Raw genomic sequence first — 18,103 nt, 5'->3', positions numbered from 1 at the left:
CGGTTCGTGCGGAAATTTAGCTAACATTACTGCTTACTGCCGTCGTGGCGCTGTTTTCCGGGATCGGTAACCATGCACGGATACGTAATCCGCCGCGTTTACTGTCGCCAATCTCCAGCGATCCGTCATGCGCATCGATAATACGCTGCACAATTGCCAGGCCAAGACCAGTGCCGCTGGTGCTGCGCGCGCTGTCGCCGCGCACAAACGGCTGCAACAGATGCTGTAACTGATCCGGCTTAATGCCCGGACTATCATCCTCCACTTGAAACCACGCGCGATTCAATTCCTGACCGCTGCTGACCTTGATCCAGCCGTTACCGTAGCGCGCCGCGTTGACCACCAGATTCGCCACCGCGCGTTTAATCGACAGCGGGTTAATATCCAGCATCAGCTCCGCGTCCATCACCGCATTCTCAATCTCGCGCTCGTAGCCGCTCTCCGCCGCCACCACTTCGCCCAGCACACTATTCAGATCGGCGCGCTCGGTTTGCATCTCCTGCCCGGTGCGCAGGTAATCGATGAACTGCTCAATGATGGCGTTACACTCTTCGATATCTTTGTTGATCGACTCGGCCAGGTAGCCATCTTCCTCGCCCATCATCTCGGTGGCAAGACGGATGCGCGTCAGCGGCGTGCGTAAATCATGGCTGACGCCCGCCATCAACAGCGTGCGGTCATCGGCCAGCTGCTTCACGCCCGCCGCCATCTGGTTGAAGGCGCGCGTCACCGAACGCACTTCCGAGGCACCGTATTCGCGCAGCGGTGGCGGAATAATGCCTTTCCCCACCTGCAACGCAGCGTGTTCGAGATCGACTAAGGGTCGGTTTTGTATACGGATAAACAGCCATGCGCCGCCAATCGCCAGCAGCATTATTGCCAAGGTATAGCGGAACAGCGGTGAGAAGTCGCCCTGATGGATTTCGGTCAGCGGTACGCGCACCCAGATATCCGGCGACAGCCAGGTTTTCAGCCAGACCACCGGCGAGTTTTTGTTAACCTCAACCCGCACGTCGGTCGGCCCACCCAGCTGCTGCGCCATCTGTTCACTGAGGAATTCATAATGCTGCGCCCAGCGCAGCCCGCTCTCTTCCGCCGCCGCGTTGGTGTACAACGAGATGCCCAGCTCACGATAAATTTCGCGCCGGAAGGCCGTCGGCACTTCCAGCTGCGTACCATCCTCCAGCTGCAGCCGATCGGTTATCAGCATACGCACTTCGTAGGCGAGGACTTTGTTGAACTGCTGCAGGCTGGGAAGAATGGCGAAATTGAGCACCACCAGGTAGGTCGTTACCAGGCTGACGAACAGCAATGTAACGATCAACAACAGGGTGCGGGCAAACGAACTGCGGGGTGAGAAGCGCAATCGCCTCATGCTTTACTGCCGTCCGGAACGAACACGTAGCCAAGACCCCAGACGGTCTGGATGTAGCGCGGATGCGCCGGATCTTCTTCGACCATGCGGCGCAGACGAGAGATCTGCACGTCGATTGAACGTTCCATCGCACTGTACTCACGCCCGCGCGCCAGGTTCATCAGCTTATCGCGCGACAGCGGCTCACGCGGATGGCTCACCAGCGCTTTCAGCACGGCGAACTCTCCGCTGGTCAGCGGCATCGGCTCATCTTCACGGAACATTTCACGCGAGCCGAGGTTCAGTTTGAACTTACCGAAGGCGATGACGGCTTCTTCCTGCGACGGCGCGCCCGGCAGCTCATTGGCCTGACGACGCAGCACGGCACGGATACGCGCCAGCAGCTCACGCGGGTTGAACGGTTTTGGAATGTAGTCATCGGCGCCGATTTCCAGCCCCACGATACGATCAACCTCTTCACCTTTCGCGGTGACCATAATGATCGGCATCGGGTTACTCTGGCTACGCAGACGACGGCAAATTGACAGGCCATCTTCGCCCGGCAGCATTAAATCCAGCACCATTAAATGGAATGATTCGCGGGTCAGCAGACGATCCATCTGCTCGGCGTTGGCGACGCTGCGCACCTGAAATCCCTGTTCGGTGAGATAGCGTTCGAGCAGTGCGCGCAGACGCATATCATCATCGACGACCAGAATTTTGTAGTTCTCTTGCATGTTCAACTCCCAAAGGCGCCATTGCCTGTGCCGATATTGTGTAAAAAAGATGCCTGTCTGTGACAGTCATTAATGGTTTATATTCTAGCCGAAATTGTTACAAAGCATATTAAACAGCAGCTTATCTTTAATTTTAACCGCGAACTGCGGCTTCGCTCGCGCTTTTCTGACTGATTTTGACGCCGTTTAGCGCTTGTCTGAAAATCAGCGCCGTTTTCTGCCGGCGAGTGGTCCAGCCGGGCCGTCCCGCTTCCGCCGTCAGGCGGGGCGCGCCATTTGGCTTAAGTTTCGCGTGCAGGATAAGCCAGCGTCCGCGCTCAAAATAAGGCCAGCTTTAAATAAAGTGATTTGAATCAGTCAGTAAACTCTCCTTTCCTCTGCGCAAATGATCTCCGACACTGCATCGGTACCTGCTTACTGAGTTCATGTGGAGAAGAAAGATGAAAAAAACCGTTGTTCTGCTGAGCGCTCTGGTACTCACCAGCCTCACACAGGTTCAGGCCGCTACGCCAGCGGGCGAAGCCGCCGGCGCACAGGCGTCGACCACGGCCAAAGGTAATTCAGATGCTATCGGCATCGGTGCGGTGGGCGCCCTGCTCGGCGTCGCGCTGGCCACCATGGGCGGCGGCGATCACGGCGGCGGCAGCACCTCAACTACCACGGCGACCACGCCGGGCAAATAACGCTTATCTGGCGCGGCAAGGCTGCGGCGCTTCCCCCTCTTACACTGCCAGCCCTTTCGCCAGCGGAGAATAAGTTGCGCCCCGGCTTGTTTCACCAGGCCATTACTCTCCGCCTCTTTTTCCTCACTTTCCGTGACGTACTCAATGCGGTTCACAAACCACACTTTCTGCCCTTCCGGCGTGTTAACCGTCACCTCCTCATCCACCTCTTTCTTGATCAGCGCGCGCGCCATCGGCGAGTCGATGGAGATGTAATCTTTCACCGTATCGCCATAGATCTCGTCCGGTCCGACGATGCGAAAACGCTTCACGTCGCCCTGCTCATTCTCCACTTCCACCCAGGCACCGAAGAACACTTTGCCCTCCTGCTGCGGCGCATAATCAACAATTTTCAGCTCGGCGAGGCATTTACGCAGATAGCGCACGCGCCGATCTATCTGGCGCAGCAGGCGCTTGTTATAGGTGTAATCGGCGTTTTCAGAGCGATCGCCCAAGCTGGCGGCCCAAGAGACAATGCGGGTGATTTCCGGCCGCTTCTCATTCCACAGATGGTCGTGCTCAGCACGCAGCTTGTTATAGCCTTCGCGGGTAATCAGTTGAGTTTTCATCGCTTCACTCGTGGTTACAGCCCTGTTCACTGCATAGAGGCTATCACAAAGCATTACCTGCTCGGACAGGCACCCAGCGTCTTTTTCATCAGGCGCACATAATCGGCGACCAAGCCGGGCGTCCAGGTCATGATTTCTGCCCGTTCGCGCAGTACACAGGCACCCCAGAATACCGGCTGCAGCAGCAGCGCAAACACCTGCTGCAGCCGCTGGCCGTAATAGCCTTCAAACGCCACGTCCAGCGCATCTACCACGGTAGTCGAACAGTTTTTTGCCGTCAGATTATACAGGCTGTCACCACGGTTGCCCTGCCAGTAGCTGGCGAGCGCCTGCCCGTTGTAGTGTTGAAAACTGAAGGTTAAATCCGGGCTGCGCCAGTCGGCAATCTCTGCCGCCAGCGAGGGGAGAAAACGGCCGGTGCGATCGTTAATCTGTCCGGCCAGCAGCAGACGCGGCAGCTCGTGCGGTTGCGGATCGATCTCCTGCTGCGGATAAAGGCTGATGTAGCCGCGCTCGCCAAAGCTCAGTGCCGCGTGGCCGGTACAAAAGTGCCTTTCACCGTTAATCACGCCGATGTAACGGTCAATCACATAGCGCTTCGGCTGTTGACTGGCTTCAGACTGCGCCTGCCAGACGTGGACACAGAGAGGAAATGCCGCGGCGACCGGCGGAAAGCGGGCCTGCTGCCACGGCCGGAGCCGCGCGATATTACGATGGCCGCGACAAAACCACGGCAGCAGCGTAACGGACTGACCCGCCGGCAGGCGCTGCCACTGGCGCCAGACGCGCCACACCGTCAGGCTGAACGAGAGCAGCAACAGCACCAGCCAGCTGCCCAGCAACAGGCAGGTATGCAGGTTGTCATTGAAAAACAGCACCACGCTCAGCACCATCTCGCCGCAGCCCAGCATAAAATGTCGCACCCAGCGCTGGCGCTGAATCAGCGCCGCGCTCAGGCAGCGAAACAGGCCGTTAAACAACAGGCAGATTTCCATCACCGTCAGCAGCAGTTGCTTCAGTTGCCTTTCGTCACCGTGCCACAGCGCGCCAGCTAGCAACGTGCCGACAAAAATCAGGGAAAACAGCAGATTGAGCCAGCGCTGCAGCGACACCTCGCCGCTCAGCAGGTTAAACAGCAGCGACAGCGACAGTAAGAGCGTCAGCACCTGTAGCGACAGATTGATATGCCCATCGACCAGCACGTCCGCCACGATCATGCCTGCCAGCAGCACGCCGCACAGCGCCAGGCCATAAATCAGCAGACGATAACGCACCAGCTGCTCGCGTCCGGCCAGCAGCAGCAGTAATTTGATCATTGCTTCACCCTCCTTCCGTGGTTTGCCACGGATTATAGGGCAGAGACGGGGCGAGCCTGGCAGCGACCGGCACGCCATTGCGCTGAGGTTTAACGCATAGGTGGCTAAGTTTCTCTGAGTTGCGCGCTGCATTCAGAAAAAGACGGATTCACCGGTCAGCGGCTGGCAATTTGCTGCCTCAGTCCGTATAACTGTCCCCTATTTAAAACCCTGTGTAAGCAAGACCGTTACTGATGATGAAAGATTCGCTGAGCCAGATTATCGCAGGTGAGCTGAAGGCACGCGCCGACCAGGTTGACGCCGCCATTCTCTTGCTGGATGAAGGGAACACCGTGCCGTTTATTGCACGTTACCGTAAGGAAGTGACCGGCGGGCTGGATGATACCCAGCTGCGTACGCTGGAGAGCCGTCTCGGCTATCTGCGTGAGCTAGAGGAACGCCGCCAGTCGATTCTGAAATCCATTGATGACCAGGGCAAACTGACGCCGGAATTAGCCACTGCCATCAACGGCACTCTGAACAAAACCGAGCTGGAAGATCTCTATCGGCCTTATAAGCAGAAGCGCCGCACGCCCGGGCAGATCGCTATCGAAGCCGGGCTGGAACCGCTGGCAGAGACGCTGTGGAACGATGCGTCTCAGGATCCCGAGCAGCTGGCAGCGCGTTATGTCGATGCGGACAAAGGCGTCGCCGATGTGCGTGCCGCGCTGGATGGCGCACGCTATATCCTGATGGAGCGCTTCGCCGAAGACGCTGCGCTGCTGGCAAAAGTGCGTGATTACCTGTGGAAGAACGCCCATCTGGTTGCGCGCGTCGTGGAAGGCAAAGAGGAAGAAGGCGCTAAATTCCGCGACTACTTCGATCACCACGAAGCGCTGAGCAGCGTGCCGTCGCACCGCGCGCTGGCCATGTTCCGTGGCCGTAACGAAGGCGTTTTACAGCTGTCGCTCAACGCCGATCCGCAGTTTGATGAAGCGCCGCGCGAAAGCTACGGTGAAACGCTGATCGCCGACCACCTTGGCCTGCGTCTGAACAATGCACCGGCCGACAGCTGGCGCAAAGCCGTGGTCAGCTGGACCTGGCGCATCAAGGTCCTGCTGCACCTCGAAACCGAACTGATGGGCACCATTCGCGAACGGGCGGAAGACGAAGCGATCAACGTGTTTGCCCGTAATCTGCACGATCTGCTGATGGCGGCCCCCGCAGGCATGCGCGCCACCATGGGCCTCGATCCTGGCCTGCGCACCGGGGTCAAAGTGGCGGTGGTCGATGCCACCGGCAAGCTGGTCGCGACCGATACCATCTATCCGCATACCGGCCAGGCGGCCAAAGCCGCGACCTCGGTGGCGGCACTGTGCGCGAAACATCAGGTTGAACTGGTGGCAATCGGCAACGGCACCGCTTCACGTGAAACCGAGCGTTTCTTCCTCGACGTACAGAAGCAGTTCCCGCAAATCAAAGCGCAAAAAGTGATTGTCAGTGAGGCCGGAGCATCGGTCTATTCCGCTTCCGAACTGTCGGCGCAGGAGTTCCCCGATCTCGACGTTTCGCTGCGCGGTGCGGTGTCTATCGCCCGTCGTCTGCAGGATCCGCTAGCAGAACTGGTCAAAATTGACCCGAAATCGATTGGCGTCGGCCAGTATCAGCACGATGTCAGCCAGAGCCAGCTGGCGAAAAAACTCGATGCGGTGGTGGAAGATTGTGTGAACGCCGTGGGCGTCGATCTGAATACCGCTTCGGTGGCGCTGCTGACGCGCGTCGCTGGCCTGACGCGCATGATGGCGCAGAACATTGTCAGCTGGCGTGACGAAAACGGCCGTTTCCAGAACCGCCAGCAGCTGCTGAAGGTGAGCCGCCTTGGGCCGAAAGCCTTTGAGCAGTGCGCGGGCTTCCTGCGCATTAACCACGGCGATAATCCGCTGGATGCCTCAACGGTGCATCCGGAAGCCTATCCGCTGGTGGAGCGCATTCTCGCCGCTACGGAACAGGCGCTGAATGAACTGATGGGCAATCCGGGTAGCCTGCGCGACCTGAATGCGCGCGACTTCACCGATGAGCGTTTCGGGCTGCCGACCGTCACCGATATCATCAAAGAGCTGGAGAAACCGGGCCGCGATCCGCGTCCGGAGTTCAAAACTGCGCAGTTTGCCGAAGGCGTGGAGACGCTCAATGACCTGCTGCCGGGCATGGTGCTGGAAGGTACGGTGACCAACGTGACCAACTTCGGCGCGTTCGTCGATATCGGCGTGCATCAGGACGGCCTGGTTCACATCTCTTCGCTGTCGGACAAATTCGTAGACGATCCGCATCAGGTCGTGAAAGCCGGCAATATTGTCAAAGTGAAGGTGATGGAAGTCGATCTGCAGCGTAAGCGTATCGCGCTGACCATGCGTCTGGATGAGCAGCCGGGTGAAAGCAACGCGCGCAGCGGCGGCAACCGTGGCGCAGGCAAAGAGGCCGCGCGGCCGGCAGCCGGTGCCAAAGGTCGTGGCAAACCCGCCAGCGCCAGCGTCGGTAACAGCGCGATGGGCGATGCGCTGGCGGCCGCCTTTGGTAAGAAACGCTAAGCGGCGCGCGAGTACAGGAGGTTGATAAATTGTCCTGGCGGACTACGCTGAAAAAACCGTGTGAAAAAATGACCTTCCGCGTAACCCGGCGATCCGATGGACATTATCAACTTCCTGCTCGATGAGATTTATGAAGGTAGCTTCCCCGTAGCGGCGCGCGACAAGGTAAAGCTGCCGCGTAAAGCGCACTGGGATGAAAAAGACGTGGTGCTGATCAGTTACGCTGACCAGTTCCGCGAACCCGAGCAGCCCACTCTCGCCAGCTTTACGCGCTTTTTTCAGCAGCATCTGCAGTCCACCTTCAGCCTAGTGCATCTGCTGCCATTTTTCCCCTACTCGTCCGACGATGGCTTCTCCGTTATCGATTATCACCAAGTGAATCCGATCTGCGGCGACTGGCAGCACATCACGGCGCTGCACAGCGAAACCCTGCTGATGTTCGATTTCGTCTGTAACCACATGTCGGCGCACAGCGCGTGGTTTCGCCACTTTCTGGCGCAGGATGCCGGCTGGGACGACTTCTTTATCAGCATGCCGCCCGCCACCGATCTCAGCGCCGTGACGCGCCCGCGCACCTCACCGCTGCTGACGCCGTTTACCCTCGCTAACGGCGACACGCGCTTTATCTGGACCACCTTCAGCGCCGACCAAATCGATCTCAACTTCGCCAATCCGCAGGTGCTGATCCGCATGGTGGGCGTGCTGCTGGATTATCTCAACAAAGGCGCGGATTACGTGCGGCTGGACGCGGTCGGCTACATGTGGAAAACGCCGGGCACACGCTGTATCCATCTGACCAAAACCCATCAGCTGGTGAAGCTGTTTCGCGCCATCGCCAACGAAGTAGCGCCAGGTACGGTGATAGTGACCGAAACCAACGTGCCGCATCAGGATAACATCAGCTATTTCGGCAATGGCCACGACGAAGCGCAGATGGTTTACCAGTTTTCGCTGCCGCCGCTGGTGCTGCACGCCATTCACTCCGGCTCGGCGCGCGCGCTGCGCCAGTGGGCCAGCACGCTTGAGCCCGGTGATGGCGGCACCACCTTCTTCAATTTTCTCGCCTCGCACGACGGCATTGGCCTCAATCCGGCACGCGGCATTTTGTCGGAAGTAGAGATTGTGGCGCTGGTGCGTGAACTGGCGCTGGAGGGCGCGCTGGTGTCCTATAAAAACAACCCGGACGGCAGCACCAGCCTGTATGAAATCAACGTAACGTATCTGGATGCGCTTAATCACCAGACCGACGATGACGACACGCGCCTGCGTCGCTTCCTGCTGGCGCACGCGATTCTGCTGGCCTTTCCCGGCGTGCCCGCCATCTATATTCAAAGTATTCTCGGCTCGCGCAATGACAACGAGGGCGTGCGCGCTGCCGGGCACAACCGCGCCATCAACCGTGAGAAGTACAGCCTGCGCGATATCGAACAGCAAATCAGCGGCGGCAACCCGCTGCGTCAATAGGTCTTTGAGCGGCTTAGCGCGCTGATTCAGCTGCGCACCCGTCAGCCGGCGTTCCATCCGGACAATCCGATGACGCTGCTGGAGAGCGACAACGCAGTGCTGCTGCTGCGCCGTCACGCGGCGGACAGCGATGAAGGGTTACTGTGCGTGTTCAATCTCAGCAGCCGCGAGATCAGCACCACGCTGCCGCAGGCGCGCCCTTTTCAGGATGTGATCAGCGGAAAGCGCGTGGATGGCAGCCAGCCGCTGGTGCTGGCCGCCTGGCAGTTTATGTGGCTGCGTGGATGAACTGCTGCACCTGCTGGCAGAACGCCTCCGGGTGCGAAATAAACGGCGCGTGCGCGGCCTTCGCGATGACAAACGACTGCGAATGCGGCCAGCGCGCATCCAGCTGCGGCGCAATGCGGCGCGGCACCAGGCCATCCAGCGCGCCATAGATACGCAGGAACGGCAGCGTCAGCCCATCCAGTGCGCTGCGCAAATCATCGTGGCGCAGAATGTTCAATCCCCCTTCCAGTACCGCCACCGACGGCATCGGCTGCGACAGCACCACCTCCTTCAGCTGGCGCGCATCCTGACGCGCATTTTCCGTACCCATGGTTTGCAGCGCGAGAAAACGCTCCACCGTGCGCTGGAAATCGCTGCTCAATTGCTGCTGGAACGTCGCCAGCGTCTCAGGCTGGATGCCCGGCCACGCATCCCGGGCGGTGAAGCACGGCGGCGACGCCACGCTAATCAATGCCGCCACGCGATCGGGCTGGCTCAGCGCTAGCTGGCTGGCCACTAAGCCGCCCAGCGACCAGCCGAGCAACACGGCGCGCGCTGGCAACTGCGGTAATAGCTGCTGCGCCATCTGCGCCAGGCTCAGCGGCCCAAATCCCTGGCTGCGGCCAAATCCCGGCAGGTCCACTAGGTGCAGACGAAAATGCGGGCTGAGTCGCGGAACAATGTGTTGCCACACTTCTGCGTTCAATCCCCAGCCGTGCAGCAGCACAAGATCGCGATCGCCTGTGCCTGTGGTGTGCCAGTAAAGCGAACTCATCGGTTACACTCCCGAAAAGTGAAAAGGAGGTCGCTATGCTAGCAATCCCGGCCCTGTGTTGGCTATGCCGTCTGCCGCTGCGTATCGCCCGGCACGGCCTGTGCAGCGTATGTCTGCGTCAGCTGCCGGCGCTCTGTCCCTGCTGCGGGCTGCCAGCCAGCGGCGATCAGCCGTATGGACGCTGCCTGCGCCGGCCGCCGCCGTGGCACGCTCTCACTTGCGTGAGTGATTATGTGCCGCCGCTGAGCGAATGAGTGCAGCAGCTCAAATTCTCGCGCGCAACCGCACTCAGGGTGATGCTGGCGCGGCTGCTTTTGTTAAAATTATTAACAAAGCGCCGCCAGCAGCTGTTGCCGCGTATCGATCTGGTGCTGAGCGTGCCGCTGCATCGCCGCCGCGCCTGGCAGCGCGGTTATAATCAGGCCGCGCTGCTGGCTAAACCGCTGGCGCGCTGGCTCGGCTGTGAATACCGCGAAGGGCTGCGCCGGGTGCGTCACGGTGCGGTGCAGCATTCGCTCAGCGCCCGCGCCCGGAAAAGCAATCTGCGTGGAGCGTTTCGCCTTGAAATGGCAGTGCGCGGACGCCACATCCTGCTTATCGATGATGTGGTGACCACCGGCAGCACGGTGAGGGAAATCAGCCGCTTATTGCTGGCGCAGGGCGCGGCCAGCGTACACATAGGATGCCTGTGCCGTACCTTGTAGAGCGTCGGCGTTGGGCGTATTATAACCAAGTATTTTAGTCAACTATTGAGCAATCGCAATGATCCGTATTACTGATACTGCGCAAGAGCACTTCGCAAAACTGCTGACAAAACAGGAAGATGGCACCCAGATTCGCGTATTCGTTATTAACCCGGGTACGCCAACCGCCGAGTGCGGCGTCTCCTACTGCCCGCCGGATGCGGTCGAAGCCACCGATACCGAACTGAAGTTCGACAAGCTGTCTGCGTATGTCGATGAGCTGAGCGCGCCGTACCTCGAAGATGCGGAGATCGACTTCGTGACCGATAACCTCGGTTCACAGCTGACGCTGAAAGCGCCGAACGCCAAGATGCGCAAAGTGTCGGACGATGCGCCGATGGTTGAGCGCGTGGAGTATCTGCTGCAGGCGCAGATCAACCCGCAGCTGGCCAGCCACGGCGGTCGCGTATCGCTGATGGAGATCACCGACGAGGGCTATGCCATTCTGCAGTTCGGCGGTGGCTGTAACGGTTGCTCCATGATTGACGTGACGCTGAAAGACGGCATCGAGAAAGAGCTGCTGGCCGCCTTCCCGGAACTGAAAGGCGTGTGCGACCTCACCGAGCATCAGCGCGGCGAGCACTCCTACTACTGATTGATAACGCGGCAGCCACCCCGGCTGCCGCGTGTTTTACTCCTTCTTACGCCCTTCATTGACGATCGCCAGCAGCCGCTGCACTTTCCGGTAACGAAACAGCGTCTCCAGCGGTACGCGCAGTTTGCGCCGCCAGTTGGGGTATTCTGCCACCGTGCCCGGCACGTTGACCGGTGTCTCCATCCCCAGCCAGTCCTCCGGCTGCAGCCCCAGCAGGGCGCTGTCGGTAAACGCCAGAAAGCGGTGCACGCCCTGATTCAGCGCGAGCGTCAGGCGCTGACCCGCAATGTTTTTGCTGCGTGCGTCAATGGCCTGCGCCTCGCTCATCGCCTTCAGCAACGCTTTTCTCTGCCCATCGCGTTCTGCGATGGCCGCCTTCAGCATGCTGCGTTTGGCAAACAATCCCAGCTGATTGCGCAATTGCAGATCGGCGGCATGCCAGAATCCGCTCAGCGTCGGTAAATCATGGGTACTGGCACTGGCAATCGACTGGCGCGGATAGGCTGCCGGTGGCCGGAACTGCCCCTCCTCCCCGCATTCGAACATCAGCACCTTCCACGAAAAAATGCCGCGGTCGCGCAGCAGCGCTGACGATCTCCTGCGGCACGGTGCCGAGATCTTCACCGATCACCATACAGCGCTGACGCTGACTCTCCAGCGCGAGGATCGCCAGCAGGTCGTGCACCGGATAGGCGACATACGCGCCTTTGTCAGCACCTTCGCCATAGGGAATCCACCACAAACGCAGTAGCGCCATAACGTGATCGATACGCAGCGCCCCGCAATCGCGCATATTGGCGCGCAGCAGATCGATAAACGGCTGATAGCCCCGCGCGCGCAGCACGTGCGGATCGAGCGGCGGCAGCGCCCAGTTCTGCCCGAGCGGGCCAAGCGGATCCGGCGGTGCACCCACCGATTCGCCCAGCTTATACAGCTGCGGATCCTGCCAGGTTTCCGCGCTGTGCTGTGCCACGCCAACCGCCAAATCGCGATATAACCCGACCGCCATCCCCAGTTGCTGGCTACGCTGCCAGCAGGCGGCGAACTGCTGCTGCGCCAGCCATTGCAGCCAGCTCCAGAACAGAATGTCGTCCTCATGCTGCGCGCACCACTGCTGCACCTCCGGCTGCTGCGCCTGCTGCCAGCCTGACGGCCACTTTTCCCAACCCCACTCATCGGGATGCTGCTGGCTGCGCGCCGCCACGATGGCGTCAAACGCCGCCTGATAGCGCAGCGCATCGCCGCCTTCAGCAAGAAACTGCTGAAACGCCGGCTGCCGGGTCAGCTGCGGCTGTGCGTGTTGCCAGGCAAAACGCAGCGCAGTCAGCTTGAGCGTCGTCACCGCGCGGTAATCGACAAACGCCGCGCTGCGCGCCTGTTTTAGCGCTTTGCGCGTTGGCGCGCTGTGCCACCAGCGCTGGGCGGCGTCACTGTGGGTGAATTCGTCGATTTGATTGATGTCGATGTACAGCACGTTGAGCCAGCGGCACGAACTCGGGCTGTACGGGCTGACGTGATCCGGCTGCGCCGGATAGAGCGCATACAGCGGGTTGAGACCGATGAAATCGCCGCCGTGAGCGGCGACCTGCTCCAGCATCTGCATCAGGTCGCCAAAGTCGCCGATGCCCCAGTTACGCGCCGAGCGCAGCGTATAGAGCTGCACCAGCGCGCCCCAGCGCTTCTCCCCCTGCGCCAGCGCTGGCGGCAGATAACAGCGCGCCGGTGCGATGATAATTCGCGTCTGCCACTGCTGGCGTGAAGTGCTCAGCGTGAGCTGATGGTAGCCCTCGGGCAGTTCTGCCGGCAGCGCCAGGCTTTCCTCCGCGCTCAGCGTGCCGTCATAGTGCTGCCCCTGCTCGCTCACCAGCTGCCAGCGGTAGTCATCGCTGCCCTGTGGCGTCAGTTCAGGCTGTGCCCGGGCGGCGTGAACACCAGCACCGGCGGCAGCGGTGGCGCGTTGCCCGTCGGGGCGTCCATCAGCGCCAGCAGCGCGCGTTTGGTGTCGTCGCTGATGGTCTGTGAATCACCTTTATTGTTGATAAAACTCAGTGCGATACCGGCATCCCGTGCAGCCTGATCCAGTTTCTTCATGGCCATGTCGTCTCCTTCGTTGCCGTGCGCACATTACGCATGCAGCGTCATTTTCCGGCGGCTCAGCGCGCCGCCTGCCCGATACGCTGTTGATAATCGCGAATCGAACGATCGGCACTGAAGCGGCCGGTATGCGCCGTGTTGAGAATCGCCGCTTTGGTCCACGCTTCCGGATCGCGCCACAGCGCTTCGACGCGCTGCTGCGCCGCGATGTAGGCGGCGAAATCGGCCAGCACCAGCCACGGATCGCCCTGTTTGCTCAGGCTCTCCAGCAGCGGCGCAAACGCCTGCCGGCCGCCGTCGCTGAATTTGCCCTTTTCCAGCTCCTTCAGCAAACCGTCGAGATAGCGATCGTGCTTGCGCAGTTTCTTCGGACTGTAACCGTCGGCCTTCAGTGCTTTTACCTCATCCACCGTGTTGCCGAAGATAAAGATATTTTTCTCACCGACCGCCTCGGCAATCTCCACGTTTGCCCCGTCCAGCGTGCCAATCGTCAGCGCGCCGTTGAGTGCCAGCTTCATGTTGCCGGTACCGGAAGCTTCGTAACCGGCCGTGGAGATCTGCTCCGAGAGATCGGCTGCCGGAATCATCAGCTCGGCGGCGGTAATCCGGTAATCCGGCACAAATACCACCTTCAGGCGATCGCCCACCAGCGGGTCGTTGTTGATCACCTCCGCGACTTTATTGATGGCACAGATAATGTTTTTTGCTAGCAAATAGCCGGGCGCCGCCTTGGCGCCAAGCAAAAATACGTGCTGCACGAAGTCGGGATTGTCCGGATTATCGCGCAGCTGGCGATAGCAGTGCAGGATGTGCAGCAGACTGAGATGCTGGCGTTTGTATTCTTGCAGGCGCTTAATCTGCACATCAAACAGCGCGTCAGGATTGATATCGATGCCGGTCGCGCGTTTGATGTACACCGTCAGCCGCAGTTTGTTTTGCTGCTTGATGGTGCAGGACTGCTGGCGAAAGCTTTTCTTCTTCGCCAGCGGCGCCAGCCACGTCAATGCGTCGAGATCGTTCGCCCACTCCACCTGCAGGCTGTCGTCAATCAGCGCGGACAGCAGCGGATTGCACTGCTTCAGCCAGCGGCGCGGCGTAATGCGGTTGGTGACATTATGAAACTTGTGCGGCCACAGCTGGTGATATTCCGGGAACAGATCGTTAACCACCAGCTGCGAGTGTAGCGCTGCCACACCGTTGACGGCGAAACAGCTCACCACGCACAGATTGGCCATGCGCACTTCGCCGTCGCTGACCACTGCCAGCTTGTGCCAGAGGGCACTGTCGTTCGGCCAGCGCTGTTTGACCTGCTGCTTCAGCTGGCGATTGATCTGTTTGATGATTTGCAGATGGCGCTGCGCAGTTCGCGCAGCAGGCTCGCCGGCCAGCGCTTCAGCGCCTCCGGCATCAGCGTATGGTTGGTATACGCAAAGGTGCGACTGGTAATGTGCCAGGCGTCATCCCAGCTCAGGCCATGCTCATCCAGCAGCAGGCGCAGCAGCTCCGGAATAGCGATAGTGGGATGGGTATCGTTGAGCTGAATCACTTCGAAATCCGGCAGCGTATGCAGCGCACGACCCGCCAGCCAGTGACGGCGCAGTATGTCGCTCACCGCGCAGGCGCACTGAAAATACTGCTGCATCAGCCGCAGACGTTTACCTGGCGCATGGTTGTCATTGGGATAGAGCACTTTGGTCAGCTTGTCGGCTTCAATGCCCGGCTGCTCCGCCTGCAGAAATTTCCCGGCGTTAAACAACGTCGGGTCAAACGGCTGCGCGCTGGTGGCTTGCCACAGCGGCAGCGTGATGCCGTTGCGATAGCCGATTACCGGCAGATCCCAGGCCTAGCCGATCAGCTGTTGCGCCGGACGCCACTCGACGCTGCCGTCGTCGCGCTTTTTAACCTTACCGCCCAGCCCCACCGGCACATCCAGCGCGGCGTTGTGGCGGAACCACGGATAGCGATCGCGCTGCCAGTCATCCGGCGCTTCGTGCTGCTGTCCGGCCACAAACGACTGACGAAACAGGCCGTACTGATAGTTGAGGCTGTGCCCCATCGCCGGCTGGCCGACCGTCGCCATTGCGTCCATATAGCAGGCCGCGAGCCGTCCCAGACCGCCGTTGCCCAGCGCCGGATCGACCTCCTCCTCCAGCAGTTCATTCAGCTCAACCTAGTGCTCTGCCAGCGCGGCGGCCACCTAGTTATACCAGCCGAGATTAAGCAGGTTATTGCCGGTCAGTCGGCCGGGCAGAAACTCCATCGAGAGATAATTAACGTAGCGCTGAGTGCTTTTCGGCAGCACGGGCGGCTGTGCGGCGAGCAGTTCCATCAGCGCCCGGCTGAGCGCCTGCCACCATTGATGCGGCGTCATTTGCCGGGCGGAAGTTAGTCCGAGCTGCTGCCACTGGCGGGTCAGCGCGGCGTCAAAGCGGGTTTTATTGAATTTTAGCGGCGACATAGTGCATCCCTTTGCATCCGAAACGGTAAACACGGGCAAGCGCAAATCTGAAAGAGTAAGTTAAGCCGGGGACGCTGAAAAAAGCGACAGGGAAATGAAGATGCAGTGAAAAAAGGCGTGCCGCTGCGGCTTGGTCGCCATAAATGGCGACCCTACAATACAGCACAATGCTCTAAGAGTGCGGTTTGGTAACTATGGCCTGGTGCCTCACAGGGTGCGCATTTATGCGCACCTAGGAAATCAGCACAGCTCCAGATGAACTTCGTGCTGTTCAATTACCTTAAGTACGCTTAACGGCGGGGTTTGATCGGTATACAGGTAATCAATCAGGCTCATGTTGCCAAGGTTAACCATGGCGTTACGGCCAAACTTCGAATGATCCACCACCAGCATCACGCAGCGCGAGTTCTCGATAATGGCGCGTTTGGTGCGCACTTCGTGATAGTCAAACTCCAGCAGCGAACCGTCCATATCAATACCGCTGATGCCGAGAATGCCGTAATCGAGCCGGAACTGAGAGATAAAATCAAGCGTGGCTTCCCCCATGATACCGCCGTCGCGCGTGCGCACTTCACCGCCGGCGATAATCACGCGGAAATCCGGATTGCCCATCAGCAAAATCGCCACGTTGAGGTTGTTGGTGACGATACGCAAATTGTTGTGGTTGAGCAGCGCATGCGCCACCGCTTCCGGCGTAGTGCCAATATCAATAAACAGCGTGGCACCGTCCGGGATCTGGCTCGCCACGCGCTCGGCGATGCGTGCCTTTTCCGCCGACCACATCATTTTGCGATCCTGCCACGCGGTGTTTTCGGAGCTGGAAGGCAGCGCCGCGCCGCCGTGATGACGCTGAATTTTGTTTTGATCGGCCAGATCGTTCAGATCGCGCCGGATAGTCTGCGGGCTAACCTCAAAGTGATCCACCAGCTCTTCCGTACTGACATACCCCTGACGCCGGACCAGATCGATAATGGCGTCATGACGTTGCGTCTGCTTCACATCTCTCTCCTCGGCTCAAGGCCGTGTTCTTTTTATCCTGCTACTAGCGACGTGCGCGTTTGCGCGTATCAACGAACGCCATCGCCAGCCCCACCAGCAAACCGGTGACGTGCGCAGCGTTCGCGATCGACAGGCCAAAGGCACCGTACCAGCCAATCACCAGCCATACAATAGCGAAGCCAATCAGACCGCGCTCGAGATAAATGCCACTTTCGGGATCGCGCTCGCCACGCAGCCAGCAGTAGCCCATCAGCGCATAGACCACGCCGGACAGACCGCCAAACAGCACGCCGCTGAACTTCGCCTGCATCCAGCCGCTCAGCAGCGCTGAAATCAGCATGATAACGAACAGCTTGCCGCTGCCGAGGCGTTTCTCTACCGCACCGCCGAGATACCACCACCACATCAGGTTGAACAGAATGTGCAGCAGCGAAAAGTGCAGCAGCGCGTGGCTGAACCAGCGCCACACCTGAAAATACTGGGAGGAATCCGCCGGCCAGGCCAGCCAGCTGAGTACCACATCGTCGCCGACAATCTGCATCAGGATAAACACCACCACGCAGGCGATCATCATGGTCAGCGTGAGCGGACCCGCGCGTTCGCGAATGTTTGCCCAGATATTGCCGCGCTCATAACGCAGACCGCTGTCAGTGGTACCGCTGTGCCAGCTCGCCGCCTGATAGCGTGGATGGTTGGGATCGCGCACAAACTGTGCGAGTTCGTTTTCGACCATCTCCAGTTTGCTGTCGTCATCCAGCACAATGACACAGTGACTTTCGCGCTCAATGCGCAGCGTGACGCCACGCGTCGCCATGTAATCCACAAACGCCTGCGCCATGCGCGGCTGGTTAAACTGGGTGATGCGCATCATGCGGTGCTCTCCTTCCTTTAATCGGTCAATCAGAGGCTGCCGGTCGCGACCTGCGTCGGAAACGCCGCGCGCCAAGCATCAAAACCGCCGTCGATGCTGTAGACGTCGCTAAAACCCTGGCTTAACAGGAACTGCGCCGCGCCTTTACTGCTGTTGCCGTGATAGCACATCACCAGCACCGGCTGGTCGTGCTGTGCGCCGGCGATGAACGTCGCCAGGTTGTCATTGGTCAGATGTTGGGCGCCAGTAGCGTGGCCCATGGCAAAGCTTTGCGGATCGCGGATGTCCACCAGTTGCGCTCCCTGTGCCAGATGCTCGTTAGCCTGCAGGACGTTAATACACTCGAAGTTTTCCATGGGTCTCTCATTACCTCGTCATCAATTGGCGTTAGTTTACCCTGATAAGCCGCCGCTATAACCTGACAAATCCTGTGGATATGTGATTTTTTTCCTGCCGAAATGTTAGCTATATCACGCAAGAATGTTTTTATTGAGTTAAGCGCTGGCGTCAATGTTGGTTTCCGATTATTATTTCGCTCGAAAACGAACTTTTTTTAGAACTATTCCGAACAT

The 18,103-nt window shown here is 59.4% G+C and carries 10 protein-coding genes and 5 pseudogenes; 5 read left to right on the top strand and 10 right to left on the bottom strand.

The features are described 5' to 3' along the window. Positions 1 to 16: 16 nt before the first annotated feature. Both envZ and ompR read right to left on the bottom strand, forming a co-directional pair. Positions 17 to 1,375, bottom strand: coding sequence for a two-component system sensor histidine kinase EnvZ (gene envZ / locus AC6I8M_RS03695; protein WP_010617402.1), 1,359 nt, complete (start codon positions 1,373 to 1,375; stop codon positions 17 to 19). After that, positions 1,372 to 2,091, bottom strand: a complete 720-nt coding sequence (gene ompR, locus AC6I8M_RS03690; RefSeq protein ID WP_498013675.1) for an osmolarity response regulator transcription factor OmpR — start codon at positions 2,089 to 2,091, stop codon at positions 1,372 to 1,374. Before ompR ends, envZ begins: the two co-directional genes overlap by 4 nt. 440 nt (positions 2,092 to 2,531) lie before the next feature. Between ompR and yjbE the strand changes: the two genes are divergently transcribed. Further along, positions 2,532 to 2,774 (top strand): exopolysaccharide production protein YjbE, encoded by a 243-nt coding sequence (gene yjbE, locus AC6I8M_RS03685; RefSeq protein ID WP_010617404.1) that lies wholly within the window; start codon positions 2,532 to 2,534, stop codon positions 2,772 to 2,774. Between the two features lie 134 nt (positions 2,775 to 2,908). Here the strand turns inward: yjbE and greB are convergent. Both greB and AC6I8M_RS03675 read right to left on the bottom strand, forming a co-directional pair. After that, positions 2,909 to 3,382, bottom strand: a pseudogene (gene greB / locus AC6I8M_RS03680) (transcription elongation factor GreB); the annotation flags it as partial. A gap of 53 nt (positions 3,383 to 3,435) precedes the next feature. Continuing rightward, positions 3,436 to 4,698, bottom strand: a complete 1,263-nt coding sequence (locus tag AC6I8M_RS03675; RefSeq protein ID WP_498013674.1) for a hypothetical protein — start codon at positions 4,696 to 4,698, stop codon at positions 3,436 to 3,438. 236 nt (positions 4,699 to 4,934) lie between these two features. On the opposite strand from AC6I8M_RS03675, the gene AC6I8M_RS03670 reads away from it, so the two are divergent. Further along, positions 4,935 to 7,265: a Tex family protein gene (locus AC6I8M_RS03670; protein WP_010617407.1), complete on the top strand. Its 2,331-nt coding sequence runs from the start codon at positions 4,935 to 4,937 to the stop codon at positions 7,263 to 7,265. Positions 7,266 to 7,361: 96 nt separating this feature from the next. Beyond that, positions 7,362 to 9,017 (top strand): annotated as a pseudogene (locus tag AC6I8M_RS03665) (alpha-amylase family glycosyl hydrolase). On the opposite strand, the gene bioH reads toward AC6I8M_RS03665, so the two are convergent. Then, positions 8,998 to 9,771, bottom strand: coding sequence for a pimeloyl-ACP methyl ester esterase BioH (bioH, locus tag AC6I8M_RS03660; protein ID WP_010617408.1), 774 nt, complete (start codon positions 9,769 to 9,771; stop codon positions 8,998 to 9,000). The pseudogene AC6I8M_RS03665 and the gene bioH sit on opposite strands and share 20 nt — an antisense overlap. Positions 9,772 to 9,806: 35 nt before the next feature. On the opposite strand from bioH, the pseudogene gntX reads away from it, so the two are divergent. Together gntX and nfuA are read left to right on the top strand one after the other, a co-directional pair. Beyond that, positions 9,807 to 10,475 (top strand): annotated as a pseudogene (gene gntX, locus AC6I8M_RS03655) (DNA utilization protein GntX). 58 nt (positions 10,476 to 10,533) lie between these two features. Then, positions 10,534 to 11,109, top strand: a complete 576-nt coding sequence (nfuA, locus tag AC6I8M_RS03650) for a Fe-S biogenesis protein NfuA (RefSeq protein WP_010617409.1) — start codon at positions 10,534 to 10,536, stop codon at positions 11,107 to 11,109. A gap of 36 nt (positions 11,110 to 11,145) precedes the next feature. Here the strand turns inward: nfuA and malQ are convergent. From malQ to glpE, 5 genes and pseudogenes are all read right to left on the bottom strand, one after another. Next, positions 11,146 to 13,206: pseudogene (gene malQ, locus AC6I8M_RS03645) on the bottom strand (4-alpha-glucanotransferase). A gap of 56 nt (positions 13,207 to 13,262) precedes the next feature. Beyond that, a pseudogene (gene malP, locus AC6I8M_RS03640) lies at positions 13,263 to 15,661 on the bottom strand (maltodextrin phosphorylase). A gap of 240 nt (positions 15,662 to 15,901) precedes the next feature. Further along, positions 15,902 to 16,660, bottom strand: a complete 759-nt coding sequence (locus tag AC6I8M_RS03635; RefSeq protein ID WP_010617410.1) for a DeoR/GlpR family transcriptional regulator — start codon at positions 16,658 to 16,660, stop codon at positions 15,902 to 15,904. A 43-nt stretch (positions 16,661 to 16,703) separates the two neighbouring features. Further along, positions 16,704 to 17,528, bottom strand: coding sequence for a rhomboid family intramembrane serine protease GlpG (glpG, locus tag AC6I8M_RS03630; protein ID WP_010617411.1), 825 nt, complete (start codon positions 17,526 to 17,528; stop codon positions 16,704 to 16,706). A 32-nt stretch (positions 17,529 to 17,560) separates the two neighbouring features. Continuing rightward, a complete protein-coding gene (gene glpE / locus AC6I8M_RS03625) occupies positions 17,561 to 17,887 on the bottom strand; it encodes a thiosulfate sulfurtransferase GlpE (RefSeq protein ID WP_010617412.1) in 327 nt (108 codons plus the stop codon). Positions 17,888 to 18,103 lie beyond the last annotated feature (216 nt).

This window comes from Type-A symbiont of Plautia stali (assembly GCF_059731155.1).
The sequence above is the reverse complement of the archived record's forward strand: the minus strand, read 5'-3'. Positions and strand labels throughout refer to the sequence as shown.

What these genes read in the sequence shown, in the direction of transcription:
- envZ (WP_010617402.1), bottom strand. Translation starts at nt 1,375, where the DNA reads ATGAGGCGATTGCGCTTCTCACCCCGCAGTTCGTTTGCCCGCACCCTG.
- ompR (WP_498013675.1), bottom strand. Translation starts at nt 2,091, where the DNA reads ATGCAAGAGAACTACAAAATTCTGGTCGTCGATGATGATATGCGTCTG.
- yjbE (WP_010617404.1), top strand. Translation starts at nt 2,532, where the DNA reads ATGAAAAAAACCGTTGTTCTGCTGAGCGCTCTGGTACTCACCAGCCTC.
- AC6I8M_RS03675 (WP_498013674.1), bottom strand. Translation starts at nt 4,698, where the DNA reads ATGATCAAATTACTGCTGCTGCTGGCCGGACGCGAGCAGCTGGTGCGT.
- AC6I8M_RS03670 (WP_010617407.1), top strand. Translation starts at nt 4,935, where the DNA reads ATGAAAGATTCGCTGAGCCAGATTATCGCAGGTGAGCTGAAGGCACGC.
- bioH (WP_010617408.1), bottom strand. Translation starts at nt 9,771, where the DNA reads ATGAGTTCGCTTTACTGGCACACCACAGGCACAGGCGATCGCGATCTT.
- nfuA (WP_010617409.1), top strand. Translation starts at nt 10,534, where the DNA reads ATGATCCGTATTACTGATACTGCGCAAGAGCACTTCGCAAAACTGCTG.
- glpG (WP_010617411.1), bottom strand. Translation starts at nt 17,528, where the DNA reads ATGCGCATCACCCAGTTTAACCAGCCGCGCATGGCGCAGGCGTTTGTG.
- glpE (WP_010617412.1), bottom strand. Translation starts at nt 17,887, where the DNA reads ATGGAAAACTTCGAGTGTATTAACGTCCTGCAGGCTAACGAGCATCTG.